This is a genomic window from Paraburkholderia jirisanensis (assembly GCF_054782355.1).
Map to the genome: position 1 here is coordinate 1 of NZ_BAAGSQ010000029.1, position 14775 is coordinate 14775.

The 14775-nt window shown below is 62.9% G+C and carries 11 protein-coding genes; 9 read left to right on the forward strand and 2 right to left on the reverse strand.

Going from position 1 to position 14775, the window contains the following annotated elements; all coding sequences use genetic code 11:
- Window positions 1-158: 158 nt before the first annotated feature.
- Window positions 159-1349 carry a M20 aminoacylase family protein gene (locus ACYVNQ_RS25740; protein ID WP_460906122.1) on the reverse strand — a complete coding sequence of 397 codons (1191 nt, stop codon included), beginning with the start codon at window positions 1347-1349 and terminating at the stop codon, window positions 159-161.
- A 182-nt stretch (window positions 1350-1531) separates the two neighbouring features.
- Here ACYVNQ_RS25740 and ACYVNQ_RS25745 point away from each other — a divergent pair, with 182 nt between their 5' ends.
- Both ACYVNQ_RS25745 and ACYVNQ_RS25750 read left to right on the forward strand, forming a co-directional pair.
- On the forward strand, window positions 1532-3610 hold the full coding sequence (locus ACYVNQ_RS25745) for a molybdopterin-containing oxidoreductase family protein (protein WP_460906124.1): 2079 nt from the start codon (window positions 1532-1534) through the stop codon (window positions 3608-3610).
- Between the two features lie 208 nt (window positions 3611-3818).
- On the forward strand, window positions 3819-5492 hold the full coding sequence (locus ACYVNQ_RS25750) for a long-chain-fatty-acid--CoA ligase (RefSeq protein WP_460906126.1): 1674 nt from the start codon (window positions 3819-3821) through the stop codon (window positions 5490-5492).
- Between the two features lie 95 nt (window positions 5493-5587).
- Here the strand turns inward: ACYVNQ_RS25750 and ACYVNQ_RS25755 are convergent, their stop codons facing one another.
- The gene (locus ACYVNQ_RS25755) at window positions 5588-6760 is read right to left on the reverse strand and encodes a porin (RefSeq protein WP_460906128.1); all 1173 of its coding nucleotides are present in this window, start codon (window positions 6758-6760) and stop codon (window positions 5588-5590) included.
- 300 nt (window positions 6761-7060) lie between these two features.
- On the opposite strand from ACYVNQ_RS25755, the gene coq7 reads away from it, so the two are divergent.
- The 7 genes from coq7 (at window position 7061) to ACYVNQ_RS25790 (ending at window position 14770) form a co-directional block, all read left to right on the forward strand.
- Window positions 7061-7690 carry a 2-polyprenyl-3-methyl-6-methoxy-1,4-benzoquinone monooxygenase gene (coq7, locus tag ACYVNQ_RS25760; protein ID WP_460906130.1) on the forward strand — a complete coding sequence of 210 codons (630 nt, stop codon included), beginning with the start codon at window positions 7061-7063 and terminating at the stop codon, window positions 7688-7690.
- Window positions 7691-8141: 451 nt separating this feature from the next.
- Window positions 8142-8570: a division/cell wall cluster transcriptional repressor MraZ gene (gene mraZ / locus ACYVNQ_RS25765; RefSeq protein WP_460906132.1), complete on the forward strand. Its 429-nt coding sequence runs from the start codon at window positions 8142-8144 to the stop codon at window positions 8568-8570.
- A 15-nt stretch (window positions 8571-8585) separates the two neighbouring features.
- Complete coding sequence (gene rsmH / locus ACYVNQ_RS25770; RefSeq protein WP_460906134.1) at window positions 8586-9539, forward strand: 16S rRNA (cytosine(1402)-N(4))-methyltransferase RsmH; 954 nt, start codon at window positions 8586-8588, stop codon at window positions 9537-9539.
- The gene (gene ftsL, locus ACYVNQ_RS25775; RefSeq protein WP_460906136.1) at window positions 9536-9889 is read left to right on the forward strand and encodes a cell division protein FtsL; all 354 of its coding nucleotides are present in this window, start codon (window positions 9536-9538) and stop codon (window positions 9887-9889) included. Before rsmH ends, ftsL begins: the two co-directional genes overlap by 4 nt.
- Window positions 9886-11802, forward strand: a complete 1917-nt coding sequence (locus ACYVNQ_RS25780) for a peptidoglycan D,D-transpeptidase FtsI family protein (RefSeq protein ID WP_460906138.1) — start codon at window positions 9886-9888, stop codon at window positions 11800-11802. Before ftsL ends, ACYVNQ_RS25780 begins: the two co-directional genes overlap by 4 nt.
- Complete coding sequence (locus ACYVNQ_RS25785) at window positions 11799-13361, forward strand: UDP-N-acetylmuramoyl-L-alanyl-D-glutamate--2,6-diaminopimelate ligase (RefSeq protein WP_460906140.1); 1563 nt, start codon at window positions 11799-11801, stop codon at window positions 13359-13361. The genes ACYVNQ_RS25780 and ACYVNQ_RS25785 overlap by 4 nt, the downstream gene beginning before the upstream one ends.
- Entirely contained in the window at window positions 13358-14770 is a 1413-nt protein-coding gene (locus tag ACYVNQ_RS25790; protein WP_460906141.1) for a UDP-N-acetylmuramoyl-tripeptide--D-alanyl-D-alanine ligase, read from the forward strand. The genes ACYVNQ_RS25785 and ACYVNQ_RS25790 overlap by 4 nt, the downstream gene beginning before the upstream one ends.
- Window positions 14771-14775 lie beyond the last annotated feature (5 nt).

Genomic DNA, 14775 nt, shown 5'->3' on the forward strand with positions numbered 1-14775 from the left:
CGATGATAGTGCGGATTGCCCGTGTGAAAGTAGGTAATCGTCAGGCTCCTTATGCAGCACCACAAACCCCGCCCCATAAATGGCGGGGTTTGTGCGTTTACGGCCCAGAAAAACGACGCACAAACCCACGGCAATTAAACCGTGGTCCGCAGCAAACATCACCTCGACAAAAACCGCTGCGCGAGCCTGACCCAATAAGTCGAGCCAATCGGCAGCAGATCGTCGTTAAAGTCATAGCTCGCGTTATGCAGCATGCACGGGCCGTCGCCATGCCCAATTTCGCGATGCCCACCGGTGCCGTTGCCGAGAAACGCGTAGCATCCCGGCTTCTCAAGCAACATAAACGAGAAATCCTCAGCGCCCATAGTCGGTTCGAATTCATCGTCGACTTTATCCTCGCCGGCTATCTCCTTCATCACTTCCACTGCGAAGCGCGTCTCATCCTTGCTGTTTATGGTCGGCGGATAGTTTCGCTTGAACGTGAACTGCACCGAGCATTCGTACGCCTCAGCCACACTCTCGACGATCTTGCGCATACGCGACTCAATCAGCTCGAGGGTCTCTACGGTGAACGTGCGAACCGTACCTGCCAGCCAGGCCTCATTCGGCACCACGTTCACCGCATCGCCTGCGTGAATCTGCGTAATCGACAACACCGCTGCATCGATAGGTTTCTTGTTGCGTGTAATCACGCTTTGCAAGCCATTGGCGATCTGCATCGCAGTGAATACCGGATCGCGGCCATTGTGCGGCATCGCCGCATGTGCGCCGATTCCCTTGATCTCAATGCGAAACTCGTTACTTGAAGCCATGAACGGCCCTTCAGCAACCGCGAATTTCCCCGCCGGCAGACCCGGCCAGTTGTGAATGCCAAACACCGCATCCACCGGAAACCGCGAGAACAGGCCGTCCTCGATCATCGCCCGCGCGCCCGCGCCGCCTTCTTCGGCTGGTTGAAATATAAACACGATGGTGCCGTCGAAATCACCGTGCTTCGCCAGATAGCGCGCGGCGCCCAGCAGCATGGCAGTGTGCCCATCATGTCCGCAGGCGTGCATCTTCCCTTGATTGTGAGAGCGATGCTCGAACGTGTTCACTTCCTGGATCGGCAGCGCATCCATATCGGCACGCAGTCCAATCGACCGCGTGCCGGAACCGCGCTTCAACACGCCGACCACACCTGTTTTTCCCAACCCCCGGTGCACTTCGATTCCCCAGCCTTCGAGTGTTCTGGCAACCAGCTCGCCGGTTTGTGTTTCCTCGTAGCGGAGTTCAGGATTGGCGTGGATCGTTCGTCGAAGCGACTGGATCTCGCCACGCGCCGACTGTATTTCAGGAATGAGTTTCATGATGAGAGTTGCGCTTAGCCGTTGAAAGATAGTTAGGGGCGGCGTCAGGCTGCAAGCTGCTGACTTGAACTGCCTTGATTCTACGCCCGTCGATAATCTCGCCACGCGCCGGCAACCTCGAGCGCCGAACATAATAAAATCGGTTTTTGGCGCATCCGCCACCAGCCAGACAATCAGGTTTTATGAACGCCCCCACCGAATTCGCCCGTACCGTTTGCCCGCACGACTGCCCGGACACCTGTGCAATGCGCGTGACCGTCGAGAACGGTCGCGCCATCAAGGTGACGGGCGAGCCCGATCACCCGCCCACGCAAGGTGTGCTGTGTACCAAGGTGAGCCGCTACGCAGAGCGCGTATATCACCCACGCCGGCTAACAATGCCGATGAAGCGGGTCGGCAAGAAGGGCGAGGGCCGCTTCGAGCCGATCACATGGGACGAGGCCTGTGCGCTTGCGGGCGCGAAGCTGTCCGAAATCGCCGCTCGCGCGCCGGAAGCGATCGTGCCCTACAGCTATGCCGGGACGATGGGCCTCGTGCAAGGCGACAGCATCGCGCAACGCTTCTTCCATAAGCTCGGCGCTTCGCAACTCGATCGCGCGATCTGCGCATCGGCTGGCGCAGCGGGCCTTAAATACACGTACGGCGCGGGCCTCGGCATGCTGACGGAGTTCTACTCCGAGAGCGAGGTGATCCTGATCTGGGGCGCCAATCCGATCGCGTCGAATCTGCATTTCTGGACGCGCGCGCAGGAAGCCAAGCGCAACGGCGCGCGGCTGATCGCAATCGACCCGTACCGTTCGCTGACCGCGGAGAAATGTCATCAGCATATTGCGCTGAAGCCCGGTACCGATGGCGCATTGGCGCTCGGCATGATGCAGGTGCTGATCAGCGAAGACCTGCTCGATCACGCGTACATCGCCGAACATACATTGGGTTTCGAGCAGCTGAAGGCTCGCGCACTCACCTATCCACCGGCACGCGTCGCGCAGATTTGCGGCATCGACCCGCAAACCGTCGTCGATCTCGCCCGCTTATACGGCAGCACGCGCAAGGCCGCGATCCGGCTGAACTACGGCATGCAGCGCGTCCGTGGCGGCGGCAACGCAGTCCGGGCGATCGCCAGCTTGCCGTCGCTGACCGGCGCATGGCGCGAGCGCGCGGGCGGCGCGCTATTGTCGTCCTCAGGATGGGCGCCGGTCGATTCTTTCGCGTTGATGCGCCCCGACCTGATGCCCGGCTGGCCATCGGTTCAACCGCGGGTGGTTAACATGAACGAGATCGGCAACGCGCTGTTGAACCCGGGCGACGCCGCATTCGGCCCGAAAATCGAGGCGATCGTCGTATACAACTCGAATCCGGTCGCGGTCGCGCCCGATTCCGAGCGGGTCGCCGCAGGTTTTGCGCGCGAAGATCTGTTCACGATCGTGCTCGAGCACTTCCAGACCGATACCGCCGACTACGCAGACCTGCTGCTGCCGGCCACCACACAGCTCGAGCATCTCGATGCGCACAAGTCATACGGTCACACGCACGTGATGGCGAACCTGCCGGCGATCGAGCCAGTCGGGCAGGCGCGGCCCAACACGGAGATTTTCCGCGGCATCGCCCGCGCGATGGGTCTAACCGAGCCCGCACTATATGAAAGCGACGAAACCGTCGCGGCAGCCGCATTCCGCTGGGACGACGCGGCGCTTGAAGGCGTCGACTGGCAGACCTTGAAGCGCGTCGGCTGGGCGAAGCTGAACATCGCCGACGCGCCGTTCGCCAACGGCGGCTTTCGCACGCCGTCCGGCAAGTGCGAGTTCTACAGCGCGCGGCTTGCGCAACAGGGCCTCGACCCGCTGCCCGACTACTTGCCGCCGCACGAGTCGGCGGAAAATGCGCCCGAGCTTGCCGCGCGCTATCCACTTGCGATGATCTCGCCGCCGGCGCGCAATTTCCTGAACAGCACCTTCGTGAATGTCGAGAGCCTGCGCGCAACCGAAGGCGAACCGCACCTCGACATCCATCCCGCCGATGCGGCACAGCGCAGCATCGTCGACGGCGCCCCCGTGCGCATCTTCAACGACCGCGGCTCGATGCAAGCCCGCGCGCGCGTCACAGACAAAGCGCGCGAAGGCCTCGTCGTGGGCCTGTCGATCTGGTGGAAAAAACTCGCCCCTGACGGCCGCAATGCCAATCAGGTGACAAGCCAGGCGCTGACCGACCTCGGCAACTCGGCCACCTTCTACGACTGCCTCGTCGAAGTCGCGCCCGCGTGACCTGCCCGACGCCGCGGCTGACTATGCGCACGTGCGAGCACATATGCACGCGCCCACACCACGCGACGGAATGCTCGCGCAACGCACGTGTTCTACCTATTCGAGACTACCGTCTAACACGGTGGTTTCCCGACCCAGACCGCCGATGACCGCGTGCTACGATGCGCTTTTTTAGCACGATCATTCGAAAACAAAGGAGAAGCGCCGCATGGAAAAGATCTGGCTGAAATCGTATCCGCCGGGCGTGCCGGCTGAGATCGATCCGACGCAATATGCATCGGTGGCCGATCTACTTGAGGAGAGCTTCGGCAAGTACCGCGAGAAGGCGGCGTTCGCGTGCATGGGCAAGGAAATCACCTACCGCGAACTCGACGCCATGTCGCGCCATCTGGCTGCATGGTTTCAGTCGAAGGGGATTGCACGCGGCGCGCGGGTCGCGATCATGATGCCGAACGTGTTGCAATATCCGGTGGCGCTGGCGGCGCTGCTGCGCGGCGGCTACGTCGTGGTGAACGTGAATCCGCTTTACACGCCGCGCGAGCTCGAGCATCAGATGAAGGACAGCGGCGCGGAAGCGATCATCGTGCTGGAGAATTTCGCGTCGACCGTAGAAAAGGTGCTGCGCAATACCGCGATCCGGCACACGATCGTCGCGTCGATGGGCGATCTGCTCGGGCTGAAAGGACTGCTGGTCAACTATGTCGTGCGCCACAAGAAGAAGCTGGTGCCCGCATGGAACCTGCCGGGCCACGTGAAATTCAACGACGCACTCGCCGCCGGCAAACGGCAGACCTTCAAGCCGGTGCAGCAAGGCCCTGACGACATCGCGTTCCTGCAGTACACGGGCGGCACGACCGGTGTCGCGAAGGGCGCAACGCTACTGCACCGCAACCTGATTGCCAACGTGATGCAATCGCAGGCATGGCTCGCGCCGGCACGCGACGCGCGTCCGGACATCGATCAAACCATCACGGTCGTTGCGCTGCCGCTGTACCACGTGTTCGCGCTGACGGTCTGCGGCCTGCTAACGATCCGCACCGGCGGCCTGGGCGTGCTGATTCCGAACCCGCGCGACGTCGGCGGCATGATCGACACGCTGCAGCACTATGCAATCACCACGTTCCCCGCGGTCAACACGCTCTACAACGCGCTGCTGAACCACCCGGATCTACCGAAGCTGAACCTGTCGAAGCTGATCATCGCGAACGCCGGCGGCATGGCGATTCAGGAGGCGGTCGCGACGCGCTGGTACGAGAAGACGAAGACGCCGATCATCGAAGGCTACGGCCTGTCGGAAACCTCGCCGACGGCCACCTGCAACCCGGTCACGGCGAGCGCGTACAACGGCACGATCGGGCTGCCGGTGTCGTCGACCGAAATCTCGATCCGCGACGACGACGGCAACGAAGTCCCGCTCGGCGAGCGCGGCGAGGTCTGCATTCGCGGCCCGCAGGTGATGGCGGGGTACTGGAATCGTCCGGACGAAACCGCGAAAGTGATGTTTGCCGACGGCTTCCTGCGCTCGGGCGACATCGGCGTGATGGACGAGCGCGGCTATATCAAGATCGTGGACCGCAAGAAGGACATGATTCTGGTGTCCGGCTTCAATGTCTATCCGAACGAGATCGAAGACGTGGTCGCCAAACATCCGGGCGTGTTCGAAGTAGCGGCGGTGGGCATTCCGGACCAGAACACCGGTGAAGCGGTGAAGCTGTTCATCGTGAGGAAGGACCCGTCGCTCACCGACGCCGACGTTCTGGCGTTCTGCAAGGAACAGCTGACCAACTACAAGCGGCCGAGGCTGATCGAGTTCCGCGACGAATTGCCGAAGACCAATGTCGGCAAGATCCTGCGCCGCGAATTGCGCGACGGGCGCGCATAAAATAACGACCCACTCACACTGCCAATAAAAAAAGGCGCCCGCAGGCGCCTTTGAACCGAACTACACGTTCACTGCTTATTAGAAGCTGGAAGCGCTTAGAACTTGTGGCGGATACCGACCCGCGCGGTGAACTGATTGCTGTTCGACGACGGGGTCAAGCCGTTGATCGAAGCGTGAGCCTGCGAGACAGTCGCGCCGTTCGCCGAGATCTGTTCGCCCGAAGCGTGCTGATACACGCCGGTGACGTACACGTCGGTGCGCTTCGACAGGAAGTAGTCGACGCCCAGCATGCCCTGGTGATACTTGGCGCCGTCCACCGGACCGACGTCGTTGCCCTTCGTATAGTCATACGCGGCGCCCACCAGCAGGGCCGGCGTGATCTGATACTTGACGCTGATTTCGCCGTTGTTGAAGGTCGCGTGCTGGCCGGCGATCAGAGCCGACGGGCTGGTGCTGCCGATGCCGTTGAAGCGGATATTCGAGTACGTCGCACCGAAGGTTGCCGCACCGAACGTGTACGCACCACCTGCGCCGATCACCTGATAGGTGCTGGCCGAAGCGAAGCCCGCATAGACCGGCGAGGTCACGACGGACGCAGTCGAAGTGGTGTTGTTACCGAACAGGCCACCGCTCGTATTCGGCGTGCGCGCGTTCAAATAGGCGATGCCCAACACCAGCGGCCCATTCGTATAACCGGCACCCAACGACCACGTCTGATTGCGCGAGTAGTCGCCCGCTACGCCACCGACGCTATACATGCCGCCGAACGTCAGGCCCGCATAGTTGACGCTGGTGAACTTGATCGCGTTGTTGGTGCGGTACGCGTTGTTGAAGTTGTCGAGGTCGCCCGGGTGAGCGGCGATATAGCCGCCCCACTGATCGCCCACTTCAAGCGGCCCGACGTAGTCGACCACCGAGTCGTACTGGCGGCCGAGCGTGACGGTACCGAACTGGCTGCTGCCAAGACCCACATACGCCTGGCGTCCGAACATCAAACCGCCCTGACCGAGCCTGCCGCTGTTCACGTCGAAACCGTTTTCCAGCACGAACACCGCTTTCAGTCCGCCGCCCAGATCTTCGGTGCCGCGCAAGCCCCAACGGCTGCCCTGCAGCACACCGCTCGACAGGTTGTACAGATGGGCGCCACCGGCGTTGGTGTTGATGTTGAAGCCTTCGTCAATAATGCCGTACAGCGTGACGCTGCTCTGCGCATGGGCTGCACACGCGAACGCGCCCAATGCCGCCAGAGCGACTAGCGACTTTTTCATTGAAGATCTCCAAGGAATACGAATTTTTTTTAAGCAAGGTAAATTGTTATGGGCTGCTGCAACCTTGCAATTAACTTCTAAGGAAGTCGTCGGGTAATGTAGCAAAAGGCTTAACCCTGACAAAGCAAAAGGGGGCGGCTGAAAGGTGGCTGTTTCGTTTACGCAACATGGTCTAAAATCGATCTTTGTTCGCCGAAAGGCCCCTGTTTTCGGGCCTCCAGGGCGTCGATTGCGGGCCGCGAACGCTTGTGGCGCGGACCGGCTGAAGTGTTGGATTCATGGCTGAACCGGAGGGCCTGGATGCTGCTTGACGAGTTGATTACCGAGTTTGATCGGGGTTTACGATCAATGACGGGCGTGTCGAGAATGACTCGACCGATGCCGCAACCGGCTGAGGTAGCCGAGCCGGCGGAATTGTCCGCGCAGGACCGCGCGCACGCGGCCGCGCTGATGCGCGTGAACCATGTCGGAGAGGTTTGCGCGCAGGCGCTGTATCAGGCGCAAAAGCTCGCGACGCGCTCACCTGTGCTGAAAGAGGCGTTCGAACGCGCGGCACGCGAAGAAGAAGATCACCTCGCATGGACGTCGAAGCGCCTTGAAGCGCTGGATGCCCGGCCGAGCCTGCTCAATCCGCTGTGGTACGCCGGTGCGCTGGCGATTGGCCTCGTCGCGGGCCGTTTCGGCGACCGCGTCAGCCTCGGCTTTATGGCCGAGACGGAGCGTCAGGTCGAACGGCATCTGGACGGCCATATGGACGCGCTGCCTGCCGCCGATCACGAATCGCGCGCGATCGTCGAGCAGATGCGCGCCGACGAAGCGGCGCACGGCAAAGCCGCGCTCGATGCCGGCGGGATCGAATTGCCGTTCCCGGCGCGCGCGCTGATGCGGGCGGCATCGAAGGTGATGACCACGACCGCCTACCGCATCTGAACGCATCCGGGAAAGAGCATTTGAAGCATCTGAAAGCGCCCATTAGAAGCGCAACTGCATTGCAGTGGGACGGCGCCACACGTGCCGTCCCACCTTCACTGGCCGCAGGTCCCAAACTTACCGCTATCCCCGCCTGATCCCTCCCGCAAAACGCCCATCCTCCCTGCGGTTCCTCCAGACTTCTCAAGTATTACATTCACTAGTTTCACTATCTGATTCATTTATAACGACTTTCCCGTTTACGTCCGACATGAAGGACTGTCGCTAAGTCCTTGTTCTAGCAAACAAATTTCGTTAAAAATCGCGGCGCATCCCTTGACCGGTGTTGGGGGTTACTCTAAAGTGGGAGACAGTGTGAGAAAGTGTATTTTTGTGTGATCTACCGGCCAATTTCCGGTAAGTTTTCAGAACCGGGCGGCGTCTTTCGCGCGCGTTCAGAAAGGGGAGCGAAGTGTTTCAAGGGGCGTCGGCGCTGACACTCGATGCGAAAGGGCGGATGTCGATCCCCTCTCGCTATCGTGACGCGCTGCAAGGACAGGCAGAAGGCCGGGTGACGATCACCAAGCACCCGGACGGCTGCCTGTTGCTGTTTCCGCGCCCCGAATGGGAAGTCTTTCGCACCAAGATCGCGGCGCTGCCGATGGAAGCCAAGTGGTGGCAGCGGATCTTCCTCGGCAATGCGGCCGACGTCGAGCTCGACACGGCTGGGCGCGTGCTGGTGTCGCCTGAATTGCGGCTCGCCGCGGCGCTGGAAAAAGACGTGATGCTGTTAGGGATGGGTAGTCACTTCGAGTTGTGGGACGCAGAGACCTACAACGCGAAGGAGCAACAGGCGATGGCGCAGGGCATGCCCGACGCGCTGAAAAATTTCACGTTCTGACCGCGGGTGAACTAAATGGCGCCTGCGATGGGAGCTGAAATGCAGCATCGCACGGTGCTGCTGGAGGAGGCGGTCGACGCGCTGGTCACGCGCACGGACGGTATCTATATAGATGGCACGTTCGGGCGCGGCGGTCACAGTCGAGCAGTGTTGGGCAAGCTGGGAGAGGCCGGCCGGCTGATCGCATTCGATAAAGATCCGCTTGCGATCCAGACGGCGCAGCAAATCGCCGATCCGCGTTTTGAAATCGAGCATGAGAGTTTCGCATCACTGCGTGACGCGCTGACGTCACGTGGGGTAGGGCGTGTGTCGGGGGTATTGCTGGACCTGGGGGTGTCGTCGCCGCAACTGGACGACCCCGAGCGCGGCTTCAGTTTCCGCGCCGATGGCCCGCTCGACATGCGGATGGACCCGACGCGCGGTGAATCCGCCGCGGATTGGCTCGCGCGGGCCTCGTTGCAGGAATTGACGGAGGTGATCAGAGATTATGGGGAAGAACGGTTTGCTTTTCAGATTGCAAAGGCGCTTGTTGCTCGCCGGGCAGAGTCCGACCGTATTGGGCCTCTCGCAAGCACGGGCGAGCTTGCCCAAATCGTGGCTAACGCCGTCAAAACCCGTGAGAAGGGTAAGGACCCGGCAACCCGCACCTTTCAGGCTATACGGATTCACGTCAATCAAGAGCTTGCGGAGCTGCAAGTCGTACTAGAGGCAGCGCTAGCGTTGCTGGAGCAAGGGGGGCGGCTGGTCGTGATCAGCTTTCATTCGCTCGAAGACAGAATCGTCAAGCGATTCATGCAGGCGCACGCTACGTCGCCTGTGGTGGACCGCCGTCTGCCGATTCGCGCGGTAGATCTGCCGAGCCCCCCGTTAAAACTGATTGGCCGCGTATTCGCGAGCGACGCTGAAGTCGCCGCCAATCCGCGCGCGCGTTCCGCTGTAATGCGCATTGCGGAGCGGATCGCGCCATGAACCGCATCAACATCTTCCTGCTGATTCTCGTGATGGGTTGCGCGCTTTCCGTGGTGAACGCAACCAATCAGCAGCGCCAGTTCTTTATCCAGTTGCAGCGCGCGCAATCGCAGGAGCGTCAGCTGCAGCAGGACTATTCGCAGCTTCAATACCAGCAGAGCGCGCTGTCGAAGACATCGCGCATCGAGCAGATCGCCACCGACTCGCTGAAGATGCAGTCCGCCACCACCGGCCGCACGCAATACCTGACGCTCGACCCCGGCGCCGTGAAGGCCGAAGACGCGCCGATCCCGACTGCGGCGCCCGCCTCGGCGCCGGCCGCGACCAACAAGCGGGGAGCCACGCGATGATCAAGAAAGGCAAAGCGTCGAACCGCAAGAGCGTCGCGTTTTCGGCCAATCCGATCCTGTCGGTGCGGCTGCCGATGTGGCGTTCGAAGCTCGTCGTGTTCCTGCTGTTCATGGCGTTTGTCGCGCTCGCCGGGCGCGCGTTCTGGATTCAGGGGCCGGGCAACGCGTTTTATCAGAAGCAGGGCGAGAGCCGCTATCAGCGCACGCTCGAACTGCCAGCCACGCGCGGCAAGATTCTCGACCGTAACGGCCTCGTGCTGGCCACGAGTTTGCCGGTGCGCGCGATCTGGGCAATTCCCGAAGCAGTGCCGGACGATCTCGGCGCGGACAAGCTGAAAGATCTCGGCAAGCTGCTCGATATGTCGGATAAAGAGCTGCGCGCGAAGCTGTCGGAAGACAAGACCTTTGTGTACGTGAAGCGCCAGGTGCCGGTCGACGTCGCCGGGCAGGTGGCCGCGCTCGACATTCCCGGTATCTATCAGCGCAACGAATACAAGCGCTTCTATCCGGAAGGCGAGATCACTGCGCATCTGATCGGCTTCACCAACGTCGAAGACGAAGGCCAGGAAGGCGTCGAACTGGGCGACCAGAAGTCGCTGGCCGGCATGTCGGGCAGCCGCCGCGTGATCAAGGACCGGATGGGCCACATCGTCGAAGATGTGGACGAAACGGTCGTGCCGCACAATGGTCAGGATGTCGATCTGTCGATCGACAGCAAGATTCAATACATCGCTTACACGAACCTGAAAGCCGCGGTGCAGAAGTTCAAGGCGAAAGCGGGCGCGGCGATGGTGGTCGACGTGCGTACCGGCGAGGTGCTGGCACTGGTCAACTATCCGACCTACAACCCGAACGACCGCTCGCACCTGACCGGCGAGCAGCTGCGCAACCGCATCCTTACAGATGTGTTCGAGCCGGGCTCGATCATGAAGCCGTTCACGGTGTCGCTCGCGCTCGATCTGCACCGCGTATCGCCGACTACACTGGTGGATACGGGGCCGGGACGCTTTGTCCTCGACGGCGCACAGATCACCGACGACAGCGCGTTCGGCACGCTGACAGTCGGCGGTGTGATCCAGAAGTCGAGCAACATCGGCGCGACCAAGATCGCGATGACGCTCAAGCCCGAAGAGATGTGGAACATGTATACCAGCATCGGTCTCGGCCAGGCGCCGAAGGTCGGTTTCCCGGGCGCGGCGGCAGGCCGCCTGCGGCCGTGGAAGAGCTGGCGCCGGATCGAACAGGCGACCATGTCGTACGGCTACGGCCTGTCGGCGTCGCTGTTCCAGCTGGCGCGCGCGTACACCGCGATCGCGCACGACGGCCAGTTCCTGCCGATTTCGATTTTCCGCGCACCGGGCGACCAGCCGGTCGCCGTCGGTCCGCAGGTGTTTGCGCCGACCACCGCGCGCGAAGTGCGCACGATGCTCGAAGCGGTGGTGTCGACGCAGGGCACGTCGCCGGATGCGGCGGTGCCGGGCTACCGCGTCGGCGGCAAGAGCGGCACCGCGTACAAGCATTCGGGCCGCGGCTACGACAAATCGAAATATCGCGCTTCCTTCGTCGGCATGGCGCCGATGCCGAATCCGCGCATCGTCGTTGCGGTGTCGGTCGACGAGCCGACTGCCGGCAGCCACTTTGGCGGCCAGGTGTCGGGGCCGGTGTTCTCGTCGATCGTCGGCGATACGCTGCGCTCGCTGAACGTGCCGCCCGATATGCCGGTCAAGCAGATGGTCGTGTCCGACGAGATCAATGGTGCGGCGGTGGCATCGGCCGCAAGCGGCCCAGCGGCTACGAAGGGCGCGAGCCCGGCCGGCCCGAAAAAGTTTGCCGCGAAGCTGTCCACTGCCGTCACGGCGAAAAAGCTGACGATCTCGAGCAACTCGAAGACGCATCCTGGAGTCGTGCGATGAGCTCGCTGCGTGGTTCCCACCCGGCGCACCGTCAGGTTGCGGATGCGCTCGCATGGCTGCGCGCGCACCTGCAGCCGGGCGCGCAACTGCATGCTGATACGCGCACGCTGGGCGCCGGCGACGCTTTTCTCGCGTACGCGGTGGACGGCGCCGACAACCGGCCGCACATCGAAAGCGCATTGACGCGCGGCGCAGCCGGCGTGCTATATCAGCCGGAAAACTACACGGGCACACCCGATCCGGCGAACGCGCACGCGGTGCCCGCGCTGAATGAGCTCGCCGGCACGATTGCGAGCGCGTGGTATGGCGACCCGAGCGACGCGATGCGCGTGATCGGCGTGACTGGCACCAACGGCAAGACGTCGTGCACGCAGTGGATTGCCACCGCGCTGTCCGCGCATGGCACGCCGTGCGCGCTGATCGGCACGCTCGGCAGCGGCATGCCGGGGCATCTGACGCACACCGGTTTCACGACGCCCGACGCGCCGCAACTGCAGCGCAGCCTCGCGCAATTGCGCGCTGCCGGCGCGCAGGCGGTGGCGATGGAAGTGTCGTCGCATGCGCTGCATCAGGGCCGTGTGAACGGCACCGCGTTCGACATCGCCGTGTTCACGAACCTGACGCAAGACCATCTGGACTATCACCGCACGTTCGCTGCATACGAAGCGGCGAAGGCACGCCTGTTCGCATGGCCGGAACTGCGCGCCGCGGTGATCAACGCCGACGACGAAGCCGGCCTGCGCCTGCTCGCCAGCACCAAAGGTCACGCGCGCACGATCGCTTACGCGCTCGAAGCAAGCGGCCCGGCTGCCGCCACGCGCACGATCGCACCGTTGGCCGACCAGACGCTGCTCGCCACCAGGGTACGCGCGACCGCGACCGGTACCGCATTCCATCTTGAATCCGACTGGGGCAACGCCGACGTCGAAGTCGGCACACTCGGCGCATTCAACGTGAGCAACCTGCTCGGCGTGCTCGGCGCGTTGCTCGCCGCAGACGTGCCGTTCGACGCCGCGCTCGCGGAGCTTGCGAAGCTCGAACCGGTGAACGGTCGCATGCAACGTCTCGGTGGCCGTTTGCAAAACGACGAACCGCTGGTCGTTATCGACTATGCGCACACGCCGGACGCACTCGAAAAAACGCTGAGTGCGCTGCGCCCGATCGCCCAGGCGCGCGGCGGCGAACTGATCTGCATGTTCGGCTGCGGCGGCGACCGCGATGCGCTGAAGCGTCCGCTGATGGGCGCGATCGCCGAGCGTCTCGCGGATGGCGTGGTCGTGACCAGCGACAACCCGCGCACCGAAGACCCGCATACGATCATCGACCAGATCGTCGCCGGCATGCAGCAGGGCGCGAAAGCGCGTGCGATCGAAGACCGCGCGAGCGCGATCCTGCAGGCGGTGCGCAGCGCGGCGCGCGAAGACGTGATCGTGCTGGCAGGCAAAGGACACGAAGCCACCCAGGAAGTGATGGGCAAGAAGCGCACATTTTCGGATCAGGATCACGCCCGGCTGGCCTTGGCCGCGCGTGCAACACAGGCTCGCGGGGGGGGCGAATGACGATGTTTTCGCTGCGCGAAGCGGCCGCGCTGATTCCGGGCGCCACAGTACTGGGCGACGACACGGTGACATTCGAGCGTGTGTCGACCGACAGCCGCAGCGCCGGCCCCGGCGATCTGTTCGTCGCGCTGAAGGGCGAGCGTTTCGATGCGCACGACTTTCTCTCTGACGTCGCGGTCCGCAAGGTCGGCGCTGTACTCGCCACACGCACTCCCGGTGACTGGCAAGTGCCCACGCTGCGCGTAACAGACACGCGTGTCGCACTCGGCGCGCTCGCACACGGCTGGCGCCGCCGTTTCACGATGCCGCTCGTGGCCGTGACGGGCAGCAACGGCAAGACCACGGTCAAGGAAATGATCGCGTCGATTTTCGCGGCGGCGGTCGGCGAAGCGTCGCGGCTCGCCACGGCGGGCAACTTCAACAACGACGTCGGCCTGCCGCTGACGCTGTTCCGCCTGAACAGTGCGCACCAGCTCGCGGTCGTCGAACTCGGCATGAACCATCCGGGCGAAACGCAGTTGCTCGGCAAGATCGCCGAGCCGACGGTGGCGGTGGTGAATAACGCGCAGCGCGAGCACCAGGAGTTCATGGCAACCGTCGAAGCGGTGGCGCTCGAGCATGCAACGGTGATTCACGCGCTGACGCCGGACGGCATCGCGGTTTTCCCCGCCGATGACGAATACGCCGGCATCTGGCGCGTCGCTGCGACGGGCAACCGCGTAATCGATTTCGCGCTGAACTCGGACGAGTGCATCACCGAAGCGGCCGTGACCGGCACTTTCGACGATGGCGTGCTGCATATCGATACACCCGACGGCCACATCGACGTAACGCTGCAAGTGCTCGGCACGCACAACGCACATAACGCACTGGCCGCGACAGCCGCCGCGCTCGCGTCAGGCGTCGCGCTCGACGCGATCAAACGCGGCCTCGAAGCGTTCGGCGCCGTGAAAGGCCGCCTGCAGGTGAAGCACGCGACGCTCGGCGCGCTGGCCGGCGCCACGGTAATCGACGACACCTACAACGCGAATCCCGATTCGATGCGCGCCGCGATCGACGTGCTGGCCAGCCAGCCGTCGCCGCGCGTGCTCGTGATGGGCGACATGGGCGAAGTCGGCGACGAAGGCCCGGCGTTCCATCGTGAAATCGGCGCCTATGCGCAGGAGTGCTGCATCGACGCGCTCTACGCGATGGGCGAAGCCGCACGCGACGCATGCAGCGCCTACGGTTCCGCCGCCCATCACGCCGACGACGTCGCAAGCCTCGTCGCGCAGTTGCAGCAGGCGAACTACGGCGCATCAACCACGTTTCTGGTGAAAGGCTCGCGCTTCATGCAGATGGAGCGCGTGGTGGACGCCTTGACAAGTCCACAACCCGATGCGGTGGGCCAAGCGCCCGTCGCACATTGAAAGAG

Excerpts from the sequence above, each read along its gene's own strand:
- ACYVNQ_RS25740 (WP_460906122.1), bottom strand. The coding sequence starts at position 1,349 with ATGAAACTCATTCCTGAAATACAGTCGGCGCGTGGCGAGATCCAGTCG.
- ACYVNQ_RS25745 (WP_460906124.1), top strand. The coding sequence starts at position 1,532 with ATGAACGCCCCCACCGAATTCGCCCGTACCGTTTGCCCGCACGACTGC.
- ACYVNQ_RS25750 (WP_460906126.1), top strand. The coding sequence starts at position 3,819 with ATGGAAAAGATCTGGCTGAAATCGTATCCGCCGGGCGTGCCGGCTGAG.
- ACYVNQ_RS25755 (WP_460906128.1), bottom strand. The coding sequence starts at position 6,760 with ATGAAAAAGTCGCTAGTCGCTCTGGCGGCATTGGGCGCGTTCGCGTGT.
- coq7 (WP_460906130.1), top strand. The coding sequence starts at position 7,061 with ATGCTGCTTGACGAGTTGATTACCGAGTTTGATCGGGGTTTACGATCA.
- rsmH (WP_460906134.1), top strand. The coding sequence starts at position 8,586 with ATGGCGCCTGCGATGGGAGCTGAAATGCAGCATCGCACGGTGCTGCTG.
- ftsL (WP_460906136.1), top strand. The coding sequence starts at position 9,536 with ATGAACCGCATCAACATCTTCCTGCTGATTCTCGTGATGGGTTGCGCG.
- ACYVNQ_RS25780 (WP_460906138.1), top strand. The coding sequence starts at position 9,886 with ATGATCAAGAAAGGCAAAGCGTCGAACCGCAAGAGCGTCGCGTTTTCG.
- ACYVNQ_RS25785 (WP_460906140.1), top strand. The coding sequence starts at position 11,799 with ATGAGCTCGCTGCGTGGTTCCCACCCGGCGCACCGTCAGGTTGCGGAT.
- ACYVNQ_RS25790 (WP_460906141.1), top strand. The coding sequence starts at position 13,358 with ATGACGATGTTTTCGCTGCGCGAAGCGGCCGCGCTGATTCCGGGCGCC.